The organism is Bacillus cereus group sp. MYBK216-1, from assembly GCF_051916495.1.
Classification (GTDB): Bacteria; Bacillota; Bacilli; order Bacillales; family Bacillaceae_G; genus Bacillus_A; species Bacillus_A thuringiensis_K.
Window position 1 is genome coordinate 213,996 of record NZ_JBQAGT010000001.1, and the last position, 20,811, is coordinate 234,806.

The following is a 20,811-nucleotide window of genomic DNA, read 5'->3' on the forward strand; positions in this document are numbered from 1 at the left end:
GTTGTAATGCTAATTTCATAAGTTATATAATAAAGAAAATGGTAACTAATAGTTAAGGGGGATTAGCTATTGGCAGGGAATGATATTTCTTATCATAATAAAGATATTCTTATGAAGTTTTTAAGTGAATGTTATAGGGATAAAGGGCTTGAAGCATATGGATTAAAAGGCTTTCCAAAAATAAAAGAGCTGTTATTAAATGAATTCTCGAGAGTTCGTGCAGATCAAAGGCGCTCAGATACTTTATTTGAAATGGAAGATGGTTCAATTTTAATGTTAGAGTATGAAAGTAATACCCGTTTCCTTGAAAACCATTTGAAGTATATGGATTATGCAAATCAAATTATGTATCGTTATTATAATAAGAATAAAGAGTTACCGGATATTCGAATCGTGGTTATTTATACAAGTGAGGTAATGAATCCAATAGAAGAAATAGATGTATCTAGTATACGTTTAAATTCCAAAGCGGTTTTACTAAGCGAATATAATGGTGATGCTATCCTTCAAAAGGTTATTAAAAAAATGGAAGAAGGAAAATCTTTGACGGATGAAGAAACCATGAAATTGATACTTGTACCACTTATGCATAGCAGAGAAAAAAGACAAATTTTAATTGAGAAGACGATAGAAGTAGCAAAATGTATCTCCGATGAGCAAGAACAAATTCAAGTTATTGCCGGAATTCTTGTAGCTACAGATAAATTTATTGATGAAGACTACGCGAAAAAAGTAAAGGAGTGGTTACGGATGACAAAAGTGGGTCGTTTATATGAACAGGAGAAGCAAGAAGAAATTGATAAAGCACTTTCGGCAGCTGGAATGCTCTTTAAAGGAATGAGTATAGAGGAAGTGGCTAAGAAATTAGATGTAACAATTGAAAAGGTGAAAGAGTGGGAGAAGCGTTTATCTCATTAATCGCTGGATTAATGGGAATATTTCGCAAAGGGAAAATGGCAGTGTCTGTATAAATTTATACAAAAATAGCCGACTATTTACTATATAATAGTCGGCTATTTTTATAAGGAAAAGTTGATAGGTTTAATACGCGAATTTTTTGATTTGCTCTTGAATATACTTCTTATTTCCCCTTAAAGAAAGATCTTCTCTCTGCAGTAATCCATTGCTGCAAGTCATCTTGGCTACGTCGGACAAGTCGATTTACTAAAACATCATGCCATACATAATCCTCTAATAAGTATATATGGACGGGGTCATCTGTATAAAAAGCAATATTACGCTCTTCAAGTGATGGTCCATAAATCATCTCTTTAGAATCTATTGATACAATAAACCAATGTTCTGTAGACAAGGTTTCTGTATAAGGTGTTATGCGATGGGCTTCTAGATTTTTAATGGGATTTTCAACATGCAGGGTAATACCTTGTATTGAAACTTTATCAGCTACTTCAGATAGTTCCTCTTTTAACGCTTCATACATCTCATCCCACATTGAAATGACAATACGTCGTTCTGCTTTTTTTATTAATGCATGACAATAGCTAATGATTGTTTTATTGTCTTTTAAAGTAATTACTCGATTATCCGTTTTTTCCTCAGAAGTTTCGAGTTTTTTTAATGAATCACTTATTCCTTCGTAAGTAGACTGCCATTCTGTTTGCGCCTTCTGTAAAAAGATTTCAACAGGTAGAGGTGAATAGCGAGTGGTGTCATTTATTTCTTCCTTCATGACAATTCCTTTTTCTACAAGGTTACCTAAAATCTCATAAATTCGCGCTCTTGGGACCCCTGAATCCTTACTTACTTGGTAGGCTGTAGCAGGCCCCTGTTTCACAAGAGATACATAAGATTTAGCTTCATATTCATTAAAACCAATTTTTTTAAGCTGTTGTACGATGTAGTCCACTTTTTCGTCCTCCGATGTTTGCTTTTATCCCGCTTTAACGGGCAGCCCGATGGGTGAGGGCTGATAATCAGTGGAGGATGAACAAAACCCCCCACTGATTAAAGTTTCACTTTATATTTCAACGTTACAATAACTCTTTACATTTAGCAAATTGATAGTTACTATTACAATAGTGACTAAAAGGGAGGCTACTCGTATGGATTTTTATTTAGACCCATCTATATTAATTATTTTGATTGTTTTTGGGTTTGTGGCTGCATTTATTGATTCAGTTGTAGGTGGTGGTGGATTGATTGCTTTACCAGCTTTATTATTTACAGGGCTGAATCCAGCAAGTGCAGTAGCCACGAATAAATTAGCATCAACAATGGGGAGTGCAACTAGTAATATTGTGTTTTATCGTTCTGGTAATCTTGATTTGAAATCGGCGTTTAAATTATTTCCAATCACTTTCATAGGTTCCATAATAGGGGCATGGACCGTTCATTTAATGAACCCAGAAGTACTGAAGCCATTAATGCTGATCATGCTTGGTGTGGTCGCTATTTATACGATATTCAAGAAGGATTGGGGAAGTATTTCCACTCATAAAAAATTGTCTGGTCGACACGTCATTATTTTTACCTTTTTTATTTTTGCTATTGGTTTTTATGATGGATTTCTAGGGCCTGGCACAGGTTCGTTTTTAATGTTCGCTCTTTTATTTATTGGGTATGATTTTTTAAAAGCAGCAGGTACGGCGAAGTTTCTTAATTTAGGAAGTAATGTTGGTGCATTGTTGATGTTTATGTATGTAGGGCAAGTAAACTATGTGTATGGCTTCATAATGGGGATTGCTCAAATTGCTGGAGGAATTGTCGGCTCCAAATTCGCTATAAAAAAAGGAAGTGGGTATGTTCGTGCTCTTTTCATTACAGTAACTTGTTTATTGTTAGCGAAAAATCTGTATGACTATATTCAGTAAGTAATCAAAGGATGTAGAAAAGGTCAAATATGTAGATTACATAAAATATAAGAAGACAATAGGGGAAATTCCTTTTAACATTTTTTAGATGCTATTTATTCAAAGATAGCATCTGAAAAATTCTCATTAAAAAAGAAAATTTAAGTGAAGAGAATGAAAATAATATAAACTCATATTTTCTATATAAAATTTCATTTCATTTGTTTTGTTTACATAATATCTTTACAATCATTTGATAAAATAAAGTCAACTGCATATTGTGAGGGTGGGTGGTTATCCCTTCTTTCCATTTGGAAGGAAAGGGGGTGATAATATGGAGTTTTTGTTTGACCTTGTAAAAGAATTTGTAAAAGCGACCGTACGTGAAGTTTCAGCGTATTTTTTGCGGAAGCAACTTCTGGGTAAGGACAACAAAAAACCCACTCCGCGCCGTAGGAAGCAAAAGGGTGGGTTTCGTAAAAAATAGTAACGTATAATAACCACCACCCTATACGGTAGCAGTTAGGGAAGAGATGTTAGCGCATCTCTTCTTTTTATTATATGCCAATTTATTCGCTGTCACACTTATATAGTATTCTACGGAAAATATATCATATTCCTATTTTGTGGTCAATTTGATTGCATGATTGAAAAGGTGTAGTTTTATTCCTCTTCAAACTGAAAAATATCCCGGTTAATGAGTTGGTGAAGATACCTATCCATTTCAGCAGCAGAAACTTTTCTTTCATTTTTAAACCACCATGCGCTTAATGAGGTGATTGCCCCTGAATAAAATTCAATGATTAAATCATTTGGCATCGTATGATTTTTGCGCAGTTGATGTAACGCTTCTATTTCTTGTTTTCTCGTTTCGTGACTTAAATACTGTGTCCGGTTAATGAATTGTTCATCAGACATTTGCGTTTCTAATATTTTACCGATTTCTTCATGGTGTAGAAATTGTTCCATTACTTGAAATGGTTTACTTAATCGATCTGAAACTGGTATTTCAACAATCATCTTGCTGTATCGTTTAAATCCAAATGCTAATAAAGCATCTTTATCTTCGAAGTGTTTATAAAAGGTTGTTCGGTGTACCATCGCGCGGTCACATATTTGGTTAATCGTGATCGTACTATATTTCTGTTTTGATTGCGTCATTAATTCAAATAAGGAATCCCATAGTAATTTATGTGTACGTCTAATACGTAAATCAAGTTGTTTTTCATTATCATTCATCTACACTTCTCCTTTTTTGTAGATTAAATATACAGTGGCTGAAAATTGATTCTCCCTTTTTAATCTACATATGTATATTATATTACATGTGTTCAGGTATATTTAAAGTTTTTTAAGTAAGAAACAGGAGGAGAATCTGTAAATGAATATGACAACTAAGAGCCCTGTAAGTGGCAAAGTTGATACTTCTAATATGAAACATACCCCCATTTTAATTGCATTACTTTTAGGGGCAATGGTTGCGTTATTAAACGAAACGTTACTTGGTAATGCGTTAACCGTATTAATGAAAGAATTTGGTGTAACAGCTTCAACAATTCAATGGCTTTCTACAGCTTACATGTTAGTAGTTGGTGTTTTAGTCCCAATTACAGCGTTACTTCAACAATGGCTCACAACGAGGCAAATGTTTTTAATCGCTATGGTAACGTTTTTAGCTGGTACATTAATTGCGGGATTTGCGCCGACATTTTCCGTTTTATTAGTCGGCCGTATCGTCCAAGCTGTAGCGACGGGATTAATTACACCGTTATTAATGAATACGATTTTAATTATTTGTCCGCCTGAAAAACGTGGTGCAACAATGGGATTAATCGCACTTGTAATGATGGCAGCTCCAGCAATTGGTCCTACATTATCCGGAGTAATCCTAGACTCACTAAATTGGCGCTGGTTATTCTATATTGTTATTCCTGTCGTGATCATTTCAATAATAATTGGGATGAAGTACATTCAAAATGTTTCAGAGTTAACAAGACCAAAAGTAGATTACCCATCTATCCTTTTATCGACATTAGGATTTGGCGGACTTGTGTATAGCTTTAGTGCATCAGGTGACTTAGGATGGTCCGATGCAAAAGTGTATGGCACTTTACTTGTTGGGCTTATCTCATTATGTATTTTTGTCGTTCGACAATTAAAAATTGAGAATCCAATTTTAGAATTACGCGCATTTAAATTTCCGATGTTTGCATTATCAGTTGGATTAATCGTCATTGTGATGATGTCGTTATTTTCAACGATGACTTTATTACCGATGTTCTTGCAAACAGTTTTACTCGTTACAGCTTTTAAATCAGGAATCACCATGCTTCCGGGAAGTGTTATTAGCGCCATAATGGGACCAATCGCAGGTAAACTATTTGATAAATTTAGTCCGAAAGTTATTATCGTTCCCGGTATTGTGTTAGTGGGGATAGCAATGTTCTTGTTTAAAGGTATTACTCCTGATACATCAATGGTACAAATTATTGTTATGCATAGCGTATTAATGGTTGGACTCATGTTTGTTATGACAGCACAAACATACGGTTTAAATCAATTAACACCAGATCTATATCCGCACGGAACAGCACTGTTTAGCACACTGCAACAAGTAGCTGGCGCAATTGGTACAGCTATATTTATATCGAAAATGTCTTCAGGAACAACTAGCTATATGGAAAGCTCCGCAAATCCACTGGATCCAGTAGAGAAGTTAAACGGTTTAACGTCAGGATTCCAAGGTGCATTTACACTTGGGCTAGTCTTTATAATTGTTGCGTTTATCATATCGTTATTTTTAAAAGAAGAGAAAAAGGGAGTAAAGGCAGCGAGAGTTTTACAGAACGAACATTAAGGTTTATATAAAGAAGACATCTTTCCCTAAAAAAGATGTCTTTTTTATATTTTTTTCGTAACACTTGTTTTTGATGTCTTAATACATAAGAATTGGTATGTAAAATATTTGTATTTTTTGAACATGAATAATTATTGAGAATAACGATGCAAAGCCGTACTAATAACTAAAAGTCCAATAATGAGAGAAAGTGTTCTTATAATAAGTTCTGCCACTAATAGTTCACCAAATGATTTAGTGACATCGTATATAGATCCTGTTATGAGAATAGGTGCGATCATAATTATAATTCCAATTATTATTTGAAGAAGTAGATTGATGTTTTTATCCAAGACAATCACCTCCAAAAAAATAGGGAATGAGAATATGGTTTTTTTTGTATTATAAAATGATTATATCGTATTACATTAGACGATGAGAATATTTTTAAATAGTAGAAATTAGAGACTCTTCAATAAAAAGGAATTAAATATGGTATTCTTTAGTTAATGTATGTAAACGAAGACGGGGGAAGTGAAGATGGATAAGAAGCTAAAGTATTGGCTAGCATCTATTATAGGGGGAGTAGTACTTGCAACTGGTATGACTTATGGAATATTACAGTTTGCTGAAGTCCCGCTTAAGAGTGAGGACCATGTTTTTGCAGAGGTTAATAAAGAAGACATACTATCGAATGAAGCAGAAGTGAAAGGTTCAAATGCACAACTTCACATTACAGTAACTTCTACTGAAGAAGAAGTTATTTCAGCTATGCATAGCATGACTCATCAAAAAGTAAAAGCGTGTGAAGGAAAGGGAGCAACCCCTATGTCCAAAAAGAATGCAGAGAAAGTAAGAAATATTCTAAACGGAAACAATTTCAAGAACAAAGAAGAGCTATTAGCAATTACTGAAAGATGGGCAAATAGAGATTTTAGTAAAATTGTAGAAGAACATAACTATTTTATTAAACTTCAAGGTGGCGTGATAGGTGAAGCTACAGTGATGGATAAGGTAGACGAGCAAGTATTTTGTCTCAATACTTTCGGTGATGATGTAACGGCCGCATTAATTAAATCAGGAGATCTTCAAGCGCTGTAAGGTGTTTTTTCTCTGATATAAAGAAAGCCTCAAGTATTCATATACTTGAGGCTTTTCCAATGGAAAGATAGGAATGATCCGAATTCCTTACATTAAGAACAAAGTGGAATTACTCCTAAACCAATTAATAAAGCTGCAGCAACTGCTGGAATTGGTACAGGAATTTGAATACCTTCTACAAATAAGAAATATTGACCACTTACTATTTTAAAACAAACTAATTGCATGGCTATTCCTCCCTTCTTTTAGAATTAATACATTATATTAATTTATCTATTTATTGTTATAGTTAAATTATTCATTTTTAAAAATATAGTTAATATGTAAATAGTTTTCGAAAGGACCTGCTCAATCAATACGGAAAAACATAAGATGAAACGAATCCATTAAAATACATGAGTGAACCTTAGTTTTCCCCTCTTATCTAAAGGAGGAACTATTATGGGTTACGGTGGTAGTTGTGGCGGTTGTGGCTTTTCTGGAGGCTTTGCTTTATTAGTTGTGTTATTCATTTTATTAATCATCGTTGGAGCTTCTTGCTTCTGCTAAAAACTATTGGAAAAGACACTCATATAGAGTGTCTTTTCTTTCGTGCAAAATGATTCCTGACAATAGCCAACTGTATAAAGTATACGGTATACCTTTTCTTTATTAGGCATGTAGAATTGTAATAATTACATTAACACCGGGAGATACAAGAGCTTTCTTATTTGAGGATGTTCAAGTATTACTGTCTCAAATGCTACTACAGCTAACGCTTTACTGATTCCATTATTTATCCAACAAACAACATATATTTGTTGTGATAAATCAAATTCATATTACTGTGAGAATAGTGACTATGGTTAGTATTAGTTATTAAAGAGAGCTTTGGCTCTTTTTTTATTTTCTTTCGACATAATATGACAATATACGAATTAACAGTTTGGTATTATTATCTAGAAATCTTACATTTATCTACAAATTATTATTGTATTTTTAGATTTTTAAATGTAAAATATTTCAATGTAAATACATACCATTTAGGGGGATAAAGAAATTTATGAAAAAATTATTAGCTTCAGCAACAGCGGTAACACTATTAACAGTGGGGTACAGTTCTTCTGCATTTGCAGCTAAGAGTCCTAATGATACAAAAAACTGTGGCCATTTTAAAAGTCAACAAGATGCTCAAGCATTCTGGGATCAAAATGGATATGGTGTTGGAAATGATCCACACCGTTTAGATAATGATAAAGACGGCATTCCATGTGAAGATTATAAATATCCAAAGAGCACAAATACTACAACAGAAAATAAAGAAACTACTAAACCTCAAGAACAACCTAAACAAGAAAATACTAAACAGGAAAACACTAAACAAGAACCTGTTAAACAAGAAAACACTAAGCAAGAGAATTCAAAACAAAATAACCAAACAACAAATCATAAACAAGAACAAACTAAGCTTCAAACAACTGCAAAAGAAACAAAGAAAAATACTAATACAGTTGTGAAAAAAGAAACGAAAAAACAAGGTGAAAAATTACCTAATACAGCATCAAACGGTGTTACAATGATGTTAGCAAGCTTAGGATTAGCATTAGCTGGTTCTGTATTAATGTTCCGTCGTAAAAAGACAAACGCATAAAATAGTTCCTTAAAACGGCAGGAGAAATCCTGTCGTTTTCAAATGGAGTGATAAAAGTGAATAAAAAACAATGGATAGGCTTATGTTTAACTGTTATTGGACTTACTATCTTTTCCTATTATTTTCTAGAATGGTATAGTGCTAGACAATCAGCAGAGTCGTTAACAACTAACGAGGCTAAACAATATGAGACCTCCACCCCTTCTAAAGAAAATGAAACGCAAAACATCAATCAAACAGAGACAGAGATAAAGACTGACACTTCCTTACAAGAAAAACCTGTACAAATTCCTGCTTCAAAGGTAAACCATCAGTTAGGAGATAAAGTAGCATATTTAATTATCCCTAAAATACAAAAGAAATACTCTATATATTGGGGAGCTGATGATAAAGTACTAAAAAAGGGTGTAGGTATGTTTGTTAGTGACTTAACCACTACACCATCTGGAAATGGTCATACAGTTTTAAGTGGACATAGAGATACTGTTTTTACCGAGCTTGGTCAATTAAAGGAAAATGACCAACTTATCGTGGAATATGAAAATAAAACATATACATATGAAATTAACAAGCATTGGATAACAGATTCAGAAGATCGAACAGTTATTGTAGAAAAAAGTGAGCCAACATTAACATTAACAACTTGTTATCCTTTTGACTATATAGGAGACGCTCCAGATCAGTATATAATTGAAGCATCTCTACTTTCCATTCATTGAGGATGGAAAGTCCAATACACATTAATTTTAATAATATGTATTGGACTCCTATTCAAGTAACATTTTTCTCAATGATTATTTGGTATATTTTAGGGTGTTTTTTACTATTTTTATGTTAAGATATTTTGGTTGATATTCATCTTATTTTAGGAGGTTGGAAAATCTGTTACATGCTTTTCATATGGATTTTAGTTTCTATACCGAAAGTATAAAAGTTTTAGGGTTATTAGGGAATTCTACTCGCTTATCAATTGTTTGTAAATTGATTACATATGGATCGTTGTCAGTTTCTGATTTAAGTAAGCAAACAAGAATTACAGAGGATTTGATTGTACAACATTTGCGTAAATTAGCCTTTGGAAATATTGTAATTAGTGAACGTATAGGGAAAAGGCTTTATTTTAAAATAAAAGATAATAAAACAATTGAGATTATTAAGGTATTAGGATTACTAAGTTAATTTTCATTACTTTCAATATAAATGATTTTGCTATAACTCAATTGTGCAAAATCACATTTAGCCTGCCTACGGAAATAGGGAGGTTTTTAATATACAAAAAGGCGCCCATATAAGGGTGCCTTTTCCAATAGTTTTTTAGCAGAAGCAACTGCATCCGATAATGATTAATAAAATAAACAATACAACTAATAAAGCGAATCCTCCAGCGAAACCGCAGCCTTCGCCACAACTACCACTATATCCCATAACAATAGTGCCTCCTTTAGATTAGAGGGTAAAACTAAGGTTCACTCATGGATTTTAATGGGTTCACTTTACCTTATGTTTTTAAGAATTAATTGAGCAGGTCCTTTTGAAAATAGAAAAAAGACGCCATAAGGCGCCTTCCTCCGACTTGAACTACCATGTATTAATATGGTAACTATTAATACATTTAAATATAAAAATAATTTGTTATACTTCCATGTACTCTAGCCGATATAATGTCTAAGGAAATTATTGGTTAATTAATAGCGAACATATATTAGGGAGGTACACAAGTCATGGAGCTAATAATTTCTTCATTTGTATTAGTGGTAATATTCTTTATTCTTTCGATATCTTTAAGTGGTAAAGGTCAGCGAATAGCAAAAGAAGTTTTAAAAGAGCTTATTAATGGTCCTGAGGGGAAAATGTTGGTAGGTTTTTTTGGATCTGCAGCAGTTACAGGAGTAATTTTTGTCATTTGGCTTTTATTGAACTAAGCATTTCAGTTACTCAGGCTGATACAAAGTGCAAGAAAATTACTGGATAATTAAAGGTACATATATATTAGGAGGTACATAAGTCATGATAGATATAATCACGTCATTCTTTTTACTAGTTATATATTCTATTCGATATCTATTTTCAACAGGCGAAAATAGGAAAAAGGCAAAAGCAGATTTAAAAGAATTTTGGACTGATACTGATGGGCAAATATTATTAGGTGCTGCTATGGGACTTGTAATTTCTGTGATAATTTTTGGTTATTTTTTTATGAATCTATAGATGTTCAATCAAGAAGAAAAGTATTAAAGAAAACAAGATATTAAATAATATATAAGGATCTCGCCATTTCTGTAGGATGGTGAGTTTTTTAATGTACAAAAGAAAATACACCCAAATAAGAGTGTCTTTTCCCATAGTTTTTAGCAGAAGCAAGAAGCTCCAACAATAATCAATAAAATAAACAATACAACTAATAAAGCAAATCCTCCTGCAAAGCCACAACCGCCACCGCAGCTACCACCAAAGCCCATAATAATTCCTCCTTTAAAGAGTAGGAGAAAAATAAGGAGTCACTCATGTATTTTAATGGATTCAAATTACTTTATGTTTTTAAGGATTAAATGAGCAGGTCCTTTTGAAAATAAGGGAAAGATGATTTAAGGCGCTTCACCTGAAGAGGGGTACGGCCAGCATTTTTGAAAAGAACACGCTAAGAGTATACAAAGTTTTATGCAAAAAATAGGGGGACACCGGGAACCATAGGGATGTATAAAAAGATGCATAGAGTCATAGAAAAAGAAAAAGGCGAATCCCTTCTGAGATTAAGGGGGCACTTTTTTCTTCGCTACCGATAATGAGAAGTTATGTTAACTTTCTATAAATATCATATTCAACCAAAATTACCCTTATTGATGGTACAATTAAAGCCTTGGAGGGATATTATGGGGATTATTTTATATTTTGCATTTTATTTTGGAGTACTGTTTCTTATAATTGGTACTGCATTAGTTTTATTTATTATGGCTGCATTACCAAAAATCTGGAGTGAAAATCTATCATTCGTAATGATCGGTTTAGGGATAAATATACTTACCATTCCGTTATCTTATTTTATAGGTGGGATGGCAACAGATTCTCCTGATAGTACTAGGTTAGATTTTTGGAAAGGATTTTTCTTTATTCAAAAAATACCGCTCTTTTTACTGATTTTTTTATTATTTTTAACTGTGGTGTTGTGGTTTATTCGTAAGAACAAGAAAAAAGTAAACATGTAGAATTTTAAAACGACTTCCAATAACGATAATTATGTAAATATGAAACCCCTTCAGCAAGTAAACTGAAGGGGTTTTTTCTAGATACATTGAATCCCGATAAGTGATGTTATGGTAACTAAGTCTTTGTAAGTATTATCACTATGGTATAATATGGTTAATTATGTTTGTAAAAAGGAGAAATGTTTAATGGGAGTTTTTACAGCATTGTTAGCAACTAGCTCAATTTTATTAGTAGCTTGGGTTGTAGGTGAAAGAGAAAAACAAAATCAATAATAATATTTTATATTTATGGATGAATTAATTATAAAATTAAGAGGGGTTTGGGTATGGGAGACGTATATGGGGGACTAAAATATTTTGGTTTTTTACTTGTATTAGTATTTAGTGTGGGATTTATTATACGTTGGATTTTTCGTGATGTAATTTCGTTAGATCAATTACTTGGTTTAGGTATAGGAATTATTACGTTAATAATGGCGTTTTTTATAAAGAAATACAGTAAAGAGCTAAATACTAATAGTTAATTTATGTTTTCTTTGGATGAGTATCTCGATAGTGAGGAGATACTCATCTTTTCTTATGAGGGATTCAACTTCTTTGTTTATAATACTTCGAATGTATACTTTTATTTTATATTTTGAGAGTATCAGAAGATTTGGTGTGAACTCAATGTTTAAGGTAATTTGAAAGTAAACTAATATTTAAAAGTTTACTTTCAGGAATAACAAAAAAAGAGTCCTATATTAAGAGGACTTTTTTTCTATTTCCCTTATTTTTTTCCGCAACTGTTTGCTAAGTGAACATGTTCATTAAAAATGTTGTTGTTAATTTGTTTTTTCATATTTCTTTAATTCTTCATTGATTTTACTGCCAGTTTTACTTTCAAAACTTTTCTCTAATTCTGCTGCTATATCTCTTAGACTTGTTTGTAATTCATGAAATGCCCCTATGTTTTTTTGAAGAGCATATGTATCTTCTTTTATAATGTCTATCGATTTAAACCCTACTTCTGTTTTTAACATCACACGCTGCATTTCTCTTTCAATCTGTTTTTTAGCAGCTTGTAACTCCTCAACAACCTGATCCGCTAAATCTCCTGTAACACTTTCGATTTGCTTTTCTATCTTTTTAATTTCCCCCATAAAATCCATCATATAATTATCTCCTTATCTAAACTGAAAATTCCCTGCTAATTGATTATCTTTATCCCTAAGTGAATTTGCTGCATCACTAATTTCGTCCCCAAATCTACTTAAACTTTTTTGTTCTTTTCTTAAAAGATGAATTAATTCTTCTGCTATGTGTACATCGTGAAAATAGTCATTTCCACCTTCTTTCGTTTTGGCAATTCGTGAGATGGCTTCATCTATTTCGTATGCTTCTAATAGATGATATTTCCCACCTGGCCCTGTTTCATATTTTAATTGACTCTTCAACTTTTTAACCGCTTCAGCTTCTCTTCTTTGAAACTCTTCTATATTTTTTGCGATATCTGATAATCGATTACTGAGCAATTGAATTTTTTGTGCTTGTCTTATAATATCTTCAGGCTCTAATTTTAATAGGGGACTTCCATTTGAATGAAATGTTCCTCTAAATGTATCTCTGCCGTGTCCTTCCATAGTTAAACGTGTAAAAAAATCTTCTTTTGTATCGTTCTGTCTCACTGTAAATTGCTTACCAATTAGAGGCGCACCGAATTGAGTATGGTTACCAATTGGATCATTCTCATGTGTATAATCCGTAGCTTTGTTTTCCATTTCCCCTCTATCTACTCGTTTTTTTGCTTCAGGACTTAGCAAACGATAAGGATTTGGTGCAGCCCATGTAGTTGCATAACAATCTAATTCTGCAGCGATAAGGTCCGCTTCTGCACCACCTTTACTATGTCCAGTAGTATGAAGAGAATAAGGGGTATATTTTGCTACGATGTCATTTTTTGCCCATTTTAATCCAGTATCAAATGATGTTTCAGAATCAGGTTTTATAGTTTGACTGTTACTTGGAGTAATTACTTTAGAATGTGTTTTAATTCCAAACGTAATCTGATCGATATCTGTTTCGAAATCTGCTAATTGGTTAGGCTCTGTCCCACGAAATGCTAGGATTATCTCATCATAATGTGTTGCATTTTCATCATATTTGTCTGCTGGTACTACTGCGATAGCTTCTAATCCATTTTTTACTTTTTGATAATCTGCATCTATTGATTCTATAACTATCCAAGTTTTTCCATCAACACCTTCTATTTCTGTACCTTTTTTTAAAACTTCGTCATCATAAACATGATCTGCTAATTTGAAATAATCTTCATCTGTCGCAATTGTGTTCTTTTTAAACTCACTCATATGTTCCAACTCATTTCATGGTATATTTTAACTATATTCAAATACAAGGGGATTTTAAATGAAAAAGAAATTGGTAATTATTTTATCCATTATTTGTATTATAGCAGGAGGATATTTTACTATGGAATACTTAAAACAAAAAGAAAAAGAAGAAAAGTTTTGGAAGGCACAAGAGGCACGAGTAGAAAAGTATATTCATTACAATATTCAAGATGTAAAATCGATTATATTTAAAGAACACAGTGTAAGTCCAATGGGTGTTCCCAGATTAAAAGGTTATATAAACAATAATGAAGAATTGTATTTTATAGCTTATATTAGTACTACAGAAAATTTCGAAGATGATTTCACACGTTCTGGAGAACTTGGAAAACTAATAAAAAACCCTAAAAAATCAGTATCTGAAATTGAAAAGGAGGAGAAAGAAAAACAACAAGAGTAGTCTTTGTACTACTCTTTTTTTCTCTGTCTCATTTTAAGAAGAATCCATTGGTAGGTTTTTTATAAGGAGATTTTCTAATGAAGAAAGTAATCATTTGGGTTGTATCTGCTGTGATACTCATAGTAGGAGGGTATTTTACTATGGAATACTTAAAACAAAAAGAAAAAGAAGAAAAGTTTTGGAAGGCACAAGAGGCACGAGTAGAAAAGTATATTCATTACAATATTCAAGATGTAAAATCGATTACATTTAAAGAACACAGTGTAAGTCCAATGGGTGTTCCCAGATTAAAAGGTTATATAAATAATAATGAAGAATTGGATTTTATAGCTTATATTAGTACTACAGAAAATTTCGAAGATGATTTCACACGTTCTGGAGAACTTGGAAAACTTATAAAAGACCCTGAAAAGTCGGTATCTGAAATTGAAAAAGAAGAGAAGGAAAAGAAACAAGAGTAGTCTTTAAAATGTACCCTATAGAATAGGCACTTGAAAAAAGTCTATTCTATAGGGTACATTTTAGTAAGTACTGATTTTTGTATTTTCTTTTTTTTATTCATGTTTTAACCTCCAATATGTGCTGGTAAAAAACAAGTACGGTAATTAGAATTCTGGTACAAAAACCTCAAAATATTTACAATTAATCTCCAAAACTTGGACACATTTATATTATTACTCTAAACAAACGTAGATTTCTCCTTTTCCACATGCATATAAACTTCAGAAATAATCTTTCTTCCTTCACTTTATATTTTGATTATACGAAGCAAAGTTCTCGTTTTTCTTACTTGATACTTACCAATTCCTTAAGTAGAGGATATTTTAAAAATGGATTTGTAGCGGTACTCCTATGTTAAGAGATAGCTTAAGGACCGAGGATTTTATTGTTTTTATAAAGAGTTGATGTTATGTTTGTTTTGTAATATATGGTGTTTTATGTATGTAGGAGGATTTATTGAAGAAATTATTAATATTGTTTTTATTAGCTACATTTTGTCTACAGATTACAGGATGTTCTAATAATATGGGTGCACTAAGGGAGAAGTCTAAAACTTCAACACTTGTGAAGTTTAAACGCATCAATAAAGGGTGGTACAAACATATGTAATAATTTGTATCACCCTTTGTTGATGTTAGAAGTCATAAGGAAAAGGTTGATAGTTAGATACTTTTCATAAAGAAAAGACACCCATATAAGAGTGGCCTTTCTAATAGTTTTTTAGCAGAAGCAACTGCATCCGATAATGATTAATAGTATAAAGAGTACAACAAGCAAAGCAAATCCTCCAGCAAAACCACAGCCTTCTCCGCAACTACCACCATAGCCCATAATAGTTCCTCCTTTAGATAAGAGGATTAAAACTAAGGGCCATTCATGTATTTTAACGGGTTCACTTTACTTTATGTTTTTAAGAATGAATGGAGTAGGTCCTTTTTTATTTTATCGAAAGTAAACTTTTAGCCAGCAGTTTATTTTCATACTATTAATTTTTATACGTATTTGGTGAAAAATCAAGGAGCTGCAAAAAAATACTATACCGAAAGTTCGGTATAGTAACGTGCATATAAAAGATCCCACTTTGCTATATCCCAAAAAGAGTCATAAAAATCTATGTTTGTTTAATTCAGTTGCAAACTACAAAACTTCTTTTTAAAGAAATGTATGTACATACAAATTATATTTTATTCCATAACTCTCTAACTTTTGTTCATGGTAGTCTGATATTGAAAAAATATAATATTTGGTACGACATCACTTTGTTTTTTCATAAAGTTTTGTAATTAAACTATAATATTGTATTTTTTTTTGTATTATTGAAATTAGTAATAATAAAATGTATTATTGAAAAGCACAATTTATAATTCAAGTAATCAGGACTATGCGCCCATTATAATTTGAACATTCAGAAATTATAATATTGTCTAAAAATGAGGTGAGATTCATAGAAACAGTACATATTAAATGGTATGGAATGTATAGTATAAATGATTTTTATAATAGGGAAGAAGCTTCTAAGAAGGGGATATTTGCAATCTCTAGAGTATGTGCTAAGAGTGTAACATTGCTATATATAGGACAAACCAAAAGAAGCTTTATACAAAAGATAAGGGAACTTAATAAGGAGTGGCCTTTCGATGAGAGCGAATTAAAGATTACATTAGGAATAATAGAATTTCCTAGTGGTGAAATTTACTCTGAAAAGAAGGTAAAAGAGATAAAATCCCTTTTGATTTTACGACATACCCCATTAGAAAACGAAACATCTTTATTATACTATAGAGGGAAATTTAATTTAAAAATTATAAATAAGGGAAGAAGAGGTTTAATTGTTAAAAAGCTTTCTACAGGAGATCTAATATGGACATAATTGGAATCACCTTTGAATAAAATTGAAGGTTTCTTAAGTGCAGAAACTTATCAATTTTTAATGTATTAAACTATTTTGAATAACATATGTCAGATACTTGAAAAAACACAAATTTTATTATGATATGAAATCCTGTATGGAAAGTGTAGTTTATTTCTATTGTTTAATAAAAATATTAAGAATTTTAGGGATAATACATAAAGAGTAGAGGAGAAAGTAAACACGGAGGTTTGAAGAATGGGACAAGTAAGCAGATTTCAAGAAAAACAACAGAATCGTCGTCAAAAGGCAATTTTTAATATTGCATTTACTTTGGTATTAGTGACAGTTGGTATAGTGACATACCAGTTATTTCCCCCTTCTAATACATCAACGAAAGCAATTGCTCAAGAAAAGAAAGTAACAAAGATAGAAGAGAAGAAAACTGAAGATAAAGAAACAGCAAAGATAGAAGAGAAGAAAACTGAAGATAAAGAAACAGCAAAGATAGAAGAGAAGAAAACTGAAGATAAAGAAACAGCAAAGATAGAAGAGAAGAAAGCTGAAGATAAAGAAGTAGCAAAGATAGAAGAGAAGAAAGCTGAAGATAAAGAAGCAGCACAGTTAGAAGAGAAATCAAAAACAGAAAAATCGGTAAAAACGAACGGAACTGAAAATAATGAGGAAGAAAAAACGACATCTCAAGAAAAGGGTTCTCAAACTAATCCTTCTTGGAAGCCAATTGGTACCGAGCAAGGAGCAAAACCTGAAATGAAATTTAAAGAAGGAACAGTAGATTGGAGTGAGATGAAAAAAGCAATTTCTTATGCTGTTGATGTTCCAGAGAGCCAATTGATTTTCGATTTTATTGGAAATAATGGTAATAATAAAGCCTACGGTAATGTACGAGATAAGCAAAATAATAAAAAATATAAGGTTAATATTGATTGGGTAGAAAATCAGGGGTGGAAACCAGTATCCGTACAAGTGGTAAGATAAATAATAGAAATGTAATGATGTAAATCAGCTGTCCATATGGACAGCTGATTATTTTTTTGCTTAGCGTATTTTTTTGAAAATGCTGGTAGTACCTCGTTGAGAAACATGAATTAAATCTATATTTTGTTTTATTTACCTCACTACTTTATCCATAATTTCTTTATATTTATAATAGTAATTAGTTTCAAATAAATAGTTGTACGGAAGAAAATGTTCCTTGTAAGTAGTAAGCATCCTTTGTAATTTTAATTTATAATTATTTATAAAAAAGAAAAGACACCCTAAGGTGCCTTCCTTCGACTTGAACCATCTTAATTTTAATAATATATTGGACTCCCATCCAAATATTATTTTACCATGTTAAATTGTTTTATTCATTGAGAAATATAGTTTCATTTTATATTTAAAAGAATTCTATAGGCTAGAACCACCTATTAATTAGGGGAAACTGACATGTTAAGCTAATATTATAATACTTCTAGAACGGAAATTTTGAGCAATATGTATACGAGCCACATATTAAAAAAAGACACTCTCAAGAGTGCCTCTCCTTAGCAGCCGAATCCGCCGCCCCAACAGCTAGCGCCAACGATGATTAATAAGATGAAGAGCACAACAAGTAAGGCAAATCCGCCGCCGAAACCACAGCCTCCACCACAACTACCGCCATAGCCCATATTAACTCCTCCTTCCATAAAGACCATTTATTAATGGATTTAATTTACTTTATGTTTTTAAGGATGAATGGAGCAGGTCCTTAAAAAAATAAAAGGATTTTGGAAGTTAAAAAGAGTTGACGACCTTATTTTTGTCACCGGTATTTCGTCTGCTACATATTGTATTTTATTCTGTGTATTGGGGGAAGGAGGATCTTATGGCTAATTCTGAGATGATTTTACGTTTACTTACGGATTTAAAGATTGAACAACAATTGTTGAAAGAACAGTTAGAGAAAATGCAAACAGCTGTGACTATTCTTGAAGAAAAATCAGTGACGCTTAAAGAAAAACCAGCGACTCTTAAAGAAAAAACAATGACTCCTGAAGAAAAACCATCTGTTACAAAGCAAAGAGCTTTTTCTGGACGCCCAACATCTTTTCGTGATTGGAGAGCAGCTGCTCAAAAAAATTCATAAAACTATAAAAAAAGAAGACATCAATTAAGCTGTCTTCTTTTCTTATCCAATCCAAATGAGTTAAGAAGGTATATCCATATTGCTTTAAAAATAAGAAGAAAATAACGATTGTCGACTCCTATTTTAGTATAGCGTATAATAATCTATATATTTATGTAATTTTACATAAATATATAGATTATATAATGTTAAGCATGTATATTTTAGTTGTCTGTTATTTGTTTTAATTCATTTATTCTTATTATTTTTTAAGAGCCCCAGTAATGGGGCCTTTTTATAATTGTGTTAAAGTAGAAACCCCTCAAGCATAAGGATGGGTTACATAACTAGGAAAATAGTTATTTGTGTTTAATGAGAGGAAGTTCAGGGTGTTGTTTCTGAATTTCTTCTAAATGATTTTCGCTTTTGCCTTTTAAAGTTTGATCGAAAAAGCTAGTTACTAGTTTATTAATTAGTTTGTAGTTTGTGGCTACATCTTCGCCAGGTTCATTAATAATAGGTGAAAATGCTGCTAAATCTGTAAAACTAGTATGGTTTGTTTTTGGAATTACCACTGTGTACACGCCCGGTTTTTCAATGGTTTTATTTCTTAAATAGACTATTTCCAATAATTCATTTTGGATTCCGGTTGTCTTTGGATTCTCAGCCTCTTTCATAAAATGAATCGTAGCTTCAGCATTCATCAACATGAATGGTTTTTGAGGACCGTCTTTAGGCATTGGATCGCCATACAATCCACCATCCATATTAATTGCAGCTTTAATACGCGTATCCTTCACTAACATTTGTGCGGCAGTTGCTCCACCAAAAGAGTGACCGAACATTCCAATTTTGTCATAGTCAATTAAGTCTGCAATAGTTTTAAAACTTTTATCGAAATTGCCTTCTATTACTTCATTTAAAACAAAAGTAGTATCCTGTTCCCATTTTTGAACTATGGTATTTAAGGCGGTAGGTGTATATTCAATTGGTATAGAGTCTACACGGTTTCCATTAGGGAAAATCGTTGTTGCTGCATATCCTGTAAAATTAAGAGCGATTACTACATAGCCTTGACTAGCTAATTCCTCTAACTGGAATGTATTTTGTTGACCATATAATCCCATCCCATGGCCGAATAAAAGGAGGGGGAATTTTTCTTTATCTTGAAGTGGCTTAGCATTCTGATAAGAATGTGTTTTTGTCAGCCCTAAATGTGTCGTTACGATATATGGAGCACCGTTTGTTACTGCCAATTGTTCAGCCAGCTCGTTTATGTTCTCAAAATAGGCAGAAGGCTTCCCTGATCCTTTTGCGGCAGGATAGTATACTTGTATCATTAACTCACGATTTCCATGATTATTTGGTACAGTGGTTTCTTTTCGATTTGTATCAATTAAATGAAAAGCTTTCGTTCCTACTGTATATTTTCCAGTAGGCTCTGGGAGTGTTATGATCGGAAAAAGTAAAGGTAATGTAAACATTGCGATAGCAGTTACGATAATTCCTAAACCTTTTAAAACTTTCATCACTAACTTTTTAGAAACGGCTGTAGTTTTTGGTTTCAAAAAAACTTGTAATGTTAAAACGAACAATAAGAAATAGGCGGGAATCATACGCCAGTTTGCACCAATTACAATGATGGTGGCAAATAATAATGCATAATTTATTAGTAAAAGGACTCCATTTTTTTTCGTCAAACCCCGTTTGATAAAGATGGGAATGATACTAGATAAAAGTAATACAGCAACAAAAATGATTTCTAACATTTTTAGCTCCTTTCCTAATCAATATAGATATAGATTGATAATTTACAACCTTCCCAATTATATAACTATAATTGATGATTGTATGCATGTAAGTAAGTTTAGAATGTTTTTATATGACATTAAAAAAAGTACTCATACGAGTACTTTTTCTTAAATGAATTATTATTTATTTTTAAACCGTTCCCCATAAATGATAAACCATACCGATA

At 32.2% G+C, this 20,811-nt stretch carries 30 protein-coding genes and 1 pseudogene; 20 read left to right on the top strand and 11 right to left on the bottom strand.

Annotated features, from left to right (window positions below; all coding sequences use genetic code 11):
* Positions 1-69 precede the first annotated feature (69 nt).
* Positions 70-918, top strand: a complete 849-nt coding sequence (locus tag ACTFRH_RS01170; RefSeq protein WP_000908107.1) for a hypothetical protein — start codon at positions 70-72, stop codon at positions 916-918.
* Between the two features lie 163 nt (positions 919-1,081).
* On the opposite strand, the gene ACTFRH_RS01175 is transcribed toward ACTFRH_RS01170, so the two are convergent.
* The gene (locus tag ACTFRH_RS01175; RefSeq protein ID WP_000384577.1) at positions 1,082-1,867 is read right to left on the bottom strand and encodes a TrmB family transcriptional regulator; all 786 of its coding nucleotides are present in this window, start codon (positions 1,865-1,867) and stop codon (positions 1,082-1,084) included.
* A gap of 196 nt (positions 1,868-2,063) precedes the next feature.
* Here ACTFRH_RS01175 and ACTFRH_RS01180 point away from each other — a divergent pair, with 196 nt between their 5' ends.
* Both ACTFRH_RS01180 and ACTFRH_RS01185 read left to right on the top strand, forming a co-directional pair.
* On the top strand, positions 2,064-2,831 hold the full coding sequence (locus tag ACTFRH_RS01180; protein WP_000348415.1) for a TSUP family transporter: 768 nt from the start codon (positions 2,064-2,066) through the stop codon (positions 2,829-2,831).
* Positions 2,832-3,144: 313 nt separating this feature from the next.
* The gene (locus ACTFRH_RS01185) at positions 3,145-3,297 is read left to right on the top strand and encodes a hypothetical protein (RefSeq protein ID WP_000394757.1); all 153 of its coding nucleotides are present in this window, start codon (positions 3,145-3,147) and stop codon (positions 3,295-3,297) included.
* 176 nt (positions 3,298-3,473) lie between these two features.
* Here ACTFRH_RS01185 and ACTFRH_RS01190 read toward each other — a convergent pair whose 3' ends face one another.
* Positions 3,474-4,049, bottom strand: coding sequence for a TetR/AcrR family transcriptional regulator (locus ACTFRH_RS01190; protein ID WP_000999312.1), 576 nt, complete (start codon positions 4,047-4,049; stop codon positions 3,474-3,476).
* A 142-nt stretch (positions 4,050-4,191) separates the two neighbouring features.
* Here ACTFRH_RS01190 and ACTFRH_RS01195 point away from each other — a divergent pair, with 142 nt between their 5' ends.
* On the top strand, positions 4,192-5,667 hold the full coding sequence (locus ACTFRH_RS01195) for an MDR family MFS transporter (protein ID WP_001057566.1): 1,476 nt from the start codon (positions 4,192-4,194) through the stop codon (positions 5,665-5,667).
* A 131-nt stretch (positions 5,668-5,798) separates the two neighbouring features.
* Here the strand turns inward: ACTFRH_RS01195 and ACTFRH_RS01200 are convergent, their stop codons facing one another.
* Positions 5,799-5,999, bottom strand: coding sequence for a hypothetical protein (locus ACTFRH_RS01200; protein ID WP_000360023.1), 201 nt, complete (start codon positions 5,997-5,999; stop codon positions 5,799-5,801).
* Between the two features lie 187 nt (positions 6,000-6,186).
* On the opposite strand from ACTFRH_RS01200, the gene ACTFRH_RS01205 reads away from it, so the two are divergent.
* Entirely contained in the window at positions 6,187-6,747 is a 561-nt protein-coding gene (locus ACTFRH_RS01205; protein ID WP_000358641.1) for a PRK06770 family protein, read from the top strand.
* Between the two features lie 92 nt (positions 6,748-6,839).
* Here the strand turns inward: ACTFRH_RS01205 and ACTFRH_RS01210 are convergent, their stop codons facing one another.
* Positions 6,840-6,974 (bottom strand): hypothetical protein, encoded by a 135-nt coding sequence (locus ACTFRH_RS01210; RefSeq protein ID WP_001177693.1) that lies wholly within the window; start codon positions 6,972-6,974, stop codon positions 6,840-6,842.
* Between the two features lie 214 nt (positions 6,975-7,188).
* On the opposite strand from ACTFRH_RS01210, the gene ACTFRH_RS01215 reads away from it, so the two are divergent.
* From ACTFRH_RS01215 to ACTFRH_RS01230, 4 genes are all read left to right on the top strand, one after another.
* A complete protein-coding gene (locus ACTFRH_RS01215) occupies positions 7,189-7,296 on the top strand; it encodes a YjcZ family sporulation protein (protein ID WP_000540375.1) in 108 nt (35 codons plus the stop codon).
* A 493-nt stretch (positions 7,297-7,789) separates the two neighbouring features.
* Positions 7,790-8,377, top strand: a complete 588-nt coding sequence (locus tag ACTFRH_RS01220; protein ID WP_046945341.1) for an excalibur calcium-binding domain-containing protein — start codon at positions 7,790-7,792, stop codon at positions 8,375-8,377.
* 56 nt (positions 8,378-8,433) lie between these two features.
* Positions 8,434-9,096: a class D sortase gene (locus tag ACTFRH_RS01225; RefSeq protein ID WP_440048799.1), complete on the top strand. Its 663-nt coding sequence runs from the start codon at positions 8,434-8,436 to the stop codon at positions 9,094-9,096.
* A gap of 181 nt (positions 9,097-9,277) precedes the next feature.
* Entirely contained in the window at positions 9,278-9,556 is a 279-nt protein-coding gene (locus ACTFRH_RS01230) for an ArsR/SmtB family transcription factor (protein WP_000347623.1), read from the top strand.
* 135 nt (positions 9,557-9,691) lie between these two features.
* Here ACTFRH_RS01230 and ACTFRH_RS01235 read toward each other — a convergent pair whose 3' ends face one another.
* Positions 9,692-9,802 carry a YjcZ family sporulation protein gene (locus ACTFRH_RS01235; protein WP_000542355.1) on the bottom strand — a complete coding sequence of 37 codons (111 nt, stop codon included), beginning with the start codon at positions 9,800-9,802 and terminating at the stop codon, positions 9,692-9,694.
* Between the two features lie 296 nt (positions 9,803-10,098).
* Between ACTFRH_RS01235 and ACTFRH_RS01240 the strand changes: the two genes are divergently transcribed.
* Both ACTFRH_RS01240 and ACTFRH_RS01245 read left to right on the top strand, forming a co-directional pair.
* Positions 10,099-10,299 (top strand): hypothetical protein, encoded by a 201-nt coding sequence (locus ACTFRH_RS01240; protein WP_000420164.1) that lies wholly within the window; start codon positions 10,099-10,101, stop codon positions 10,297-10,299.
* 85 nt (positions 10,300-10,384) lie between these two features.
* Positions 10,385-10,585 carry a hypothetical protein gene (locus tag ACTFRH_RS01245; RefSeq protein WP_000565427.1) on the top strand — a complete coding sequence of 67 codons (201 nt, stop codon included), beginning with the start codon at positions 10,385-10,387 and terminating at the stop codon, positions 10,583-10,585.
* Positions 10,586-10,725: 140 nt separating this feature from the next.
* Here ACTFRH_RS01245 and ACTFRH_RS01250 read toward each other — a convergent pair whose 3' ends face one another.
* Positions 10,726-10,836, bottom strand: a complete 111-nt coding sequence (locus tag ACTFRH_RS01250) for a YjcZ family sporulation protein (RefSeq protein WP_000505681.1) — start codon at positions 10,834-10,836, stop codon at positions 10,726-10,728.
* A 411-nt stretch (positions 10,837-11,247) separates the two neighbouring features.
* On the opposite strand from ACTFRH_RS01250, the gene ACTFRH_RS01255 reads away from it, so the two are divergent.
* The 3 genes from ACTFRH_RS01255 to ACTFRH_RS01265 all read left to right on the top strand — a co-directional run bounded on the left by ACTFRH_RS01255 (position 11,248) and on the right by ACTFRH_RS01265 (position 12,104).
* Complete coding sequence (locus tag ACTFRH_RS01255; RefSeq protein WP_033703662.1) at positions 11,248-11,580, top strand: hypothetical protein; 333 nt, start codon at positions 11,248-11,250, stop codon at positions 11,578-11,580.
* A gap of 150 nt (positions 11,581-11,730) precedes the next feature.
* On the top strand, positions 11,731-11,853 hold the full coding sequence (locus tag ACTFRH_RS01260) for a hypothetical protein (protein WP_001999185.1): 123 nt from the start codon (positions 11,731-11,733) through the stop codon (positions 11,851-11,853).
* 53 nt (positions 11,854-11,906) lie between these two features.
* Entirely contained in the window at positions 11,907-12,104 is a 198-nt protein-coding gene (locus ACTFRH_RS01265; RefSeq protein WP_000503141.1) for a hypothetical protein, read from the top strand.
* 245 nt (positions 12,105-12,349) lie between these two features.
* On the opposite strand, the pseudogene ACTFRH_RS01270 reads toward ACTFRH_RS01265, so the two are convergent.
* Positions 12,350-12,734, bottom strand: a pseudogene (locus tag ACTFRH_RS01270) (hypothetical protein).
* A gap of 12 nt (positions 12,735-12,746) precedes the next feature.
* A complete protein-coding gene (locus ACTFRH_RS01275; protein ID WP_001288656.1) occupies positions 12,747-13,928 on the bottom strand; it encodes a hypothetical protein in 1,182 nt (393 codons plus the stop codon).
* Between the two features lie 58 nt (positions 13,929-13,986).
* On the opposite strand from ACTFRH_RS01275, the gene ACTFRH_RS01280 reads away from it, so the two are divergent.
* From ACTFRH_RS01280 to ACTFRH_RS01290, 3 genes are all read left to right on the top strand, one after another.
* Positions 13,987-14,370 carry a DUF1433 domain-containing protein gene (locus tag ACTFRH_RS01280; protein ID WP_000728332.1) on the top strand — a complete coding sequence of 128 codons (384 nt, stop codon included), beginning with the start codon at positions 13,987-13,989 and terminating at the stop codon, positions 14,368-14,370.
* A gap of 77 nt (positions 14,371-14,447) precedes the next feature.
* Positions 14,448-14,831 carry a DUF1433 domain-containing protein gene (locus ACTFRH_RS01285; protein ID WP_000755768.1) on the top strand — a complete coding sequence of 128 codons (384 nt, stop codon included), beginning with the start codon at positions 14,448-14,450 and terminating at the stop codon, positions 14,829-14,831.
* Between the two features lie 496 nt (positions 14,832-15,327).
* On the top strand, positions 15,328-15,480 hold the full coding sequence (locus ACTFRH_RS01290) for a hypothetical protein (RefSeq protein WP_000734746.1): 153 nt from the start codon (positions 15,328-15,330) through the stop codon (positions 15,478-15,480).
* A 111-nt stretch (positions 15,481-15,591) separates the two neighbouring features.
* Here the strand turns inward: ACTFRH_RS01290 and ACTFRH_RS01295 are convergent, their stop codons facing one another.
* Complete coding sequence (locus ACTFRH_RS01295; RefSeq protein WP_000540371.1) at positions 15,592-15,702, bottom strand: YjcZ family sporulation protein; 111 nt, start codon at positions 15,700-15,702, stop codon at positions 15,592-15,594.
* Positions 15,703-16,306: 604 nt separating this feature from the next.
* Between ACTFRH_RS01295 and ACTFRH_RS01300 the strand changes: the two genes are divergently transcribed.
* Both ACTFRH_RS01300 and ACTFRH_RS01305 read left to right on the top strand, forming a co-directional pair.
* Complete coding sequence (locus tag ACTFRH_RS01300) at positions 16,307-16,741, top strand: hypothetical protein (protein WP_002100802.1); 435 nt, start codon at positions 16,307-16,309, stop codon at positions 16,739-16,741.
* 237 nt (positions 16,742-16,978) lie between these two features.
* Positions 16,979-17,719, top strand: coding sequence for a YrrS family protein (locus ACTFRH_RS01305; protein ID WP_000532019.1), 741 nt, complete (start codon positions 16,979-16,981; stop codon positions 17,717-17,719).
* 551 nt (positions 17,720-18,270) lie between these two features.
* Here ACTFRH_RS01305 and ACTFRH_RS01310 read toward each other — a convergent pair.
* Entirely contained in the window at positions 18,271-18,396 is a 126-nt protein-coding gene (locus ACTFRH_RS01310; RefSeq protein ID WP_000540377.1) for a YjcZ family sporulation protein, read from the bottom strand.
* 197 nt (positions 18,397-18,593) lie between these two features.
* Here ACTFRH_RS01310 and ACTFRH_RS01315 point away from each other — a divergent pair, with 197 nt between their 5' ends.
* Positions 18,594-18,854 (top strand): hypothetical protein, encoded by a 261-nt coding sequence (locus tag ACTFRH_RS01315; RefSeq protein ID WP_000013691.1) that lies wholly within the window; start codon positions 18,594-18,596, stop codon positions 18,852-18,854.
* A gap of 338 nt (positions 18,855-19,192) precedes the next feature.
* Here the strand turns inward: ACTFRH_RS01315 and ACTFRH_RS01320 are convergent, their stop codons facing one another.
* The gene (locus ACTFRH_RS01320) at positions 19,193-20,602 is read right to left on the bottom strand and encodes an alpha/beta hydrolase family protein (RefSeq protein ID WP_000889698.1); all 1,410 of its coding nucleotides are present in this window, start codon (positions 20,600-20,602) and stop codon (positions 19,193-19,195) included.
* Positions 20,603-20,811: the final 209 nt, after the last annotated feature.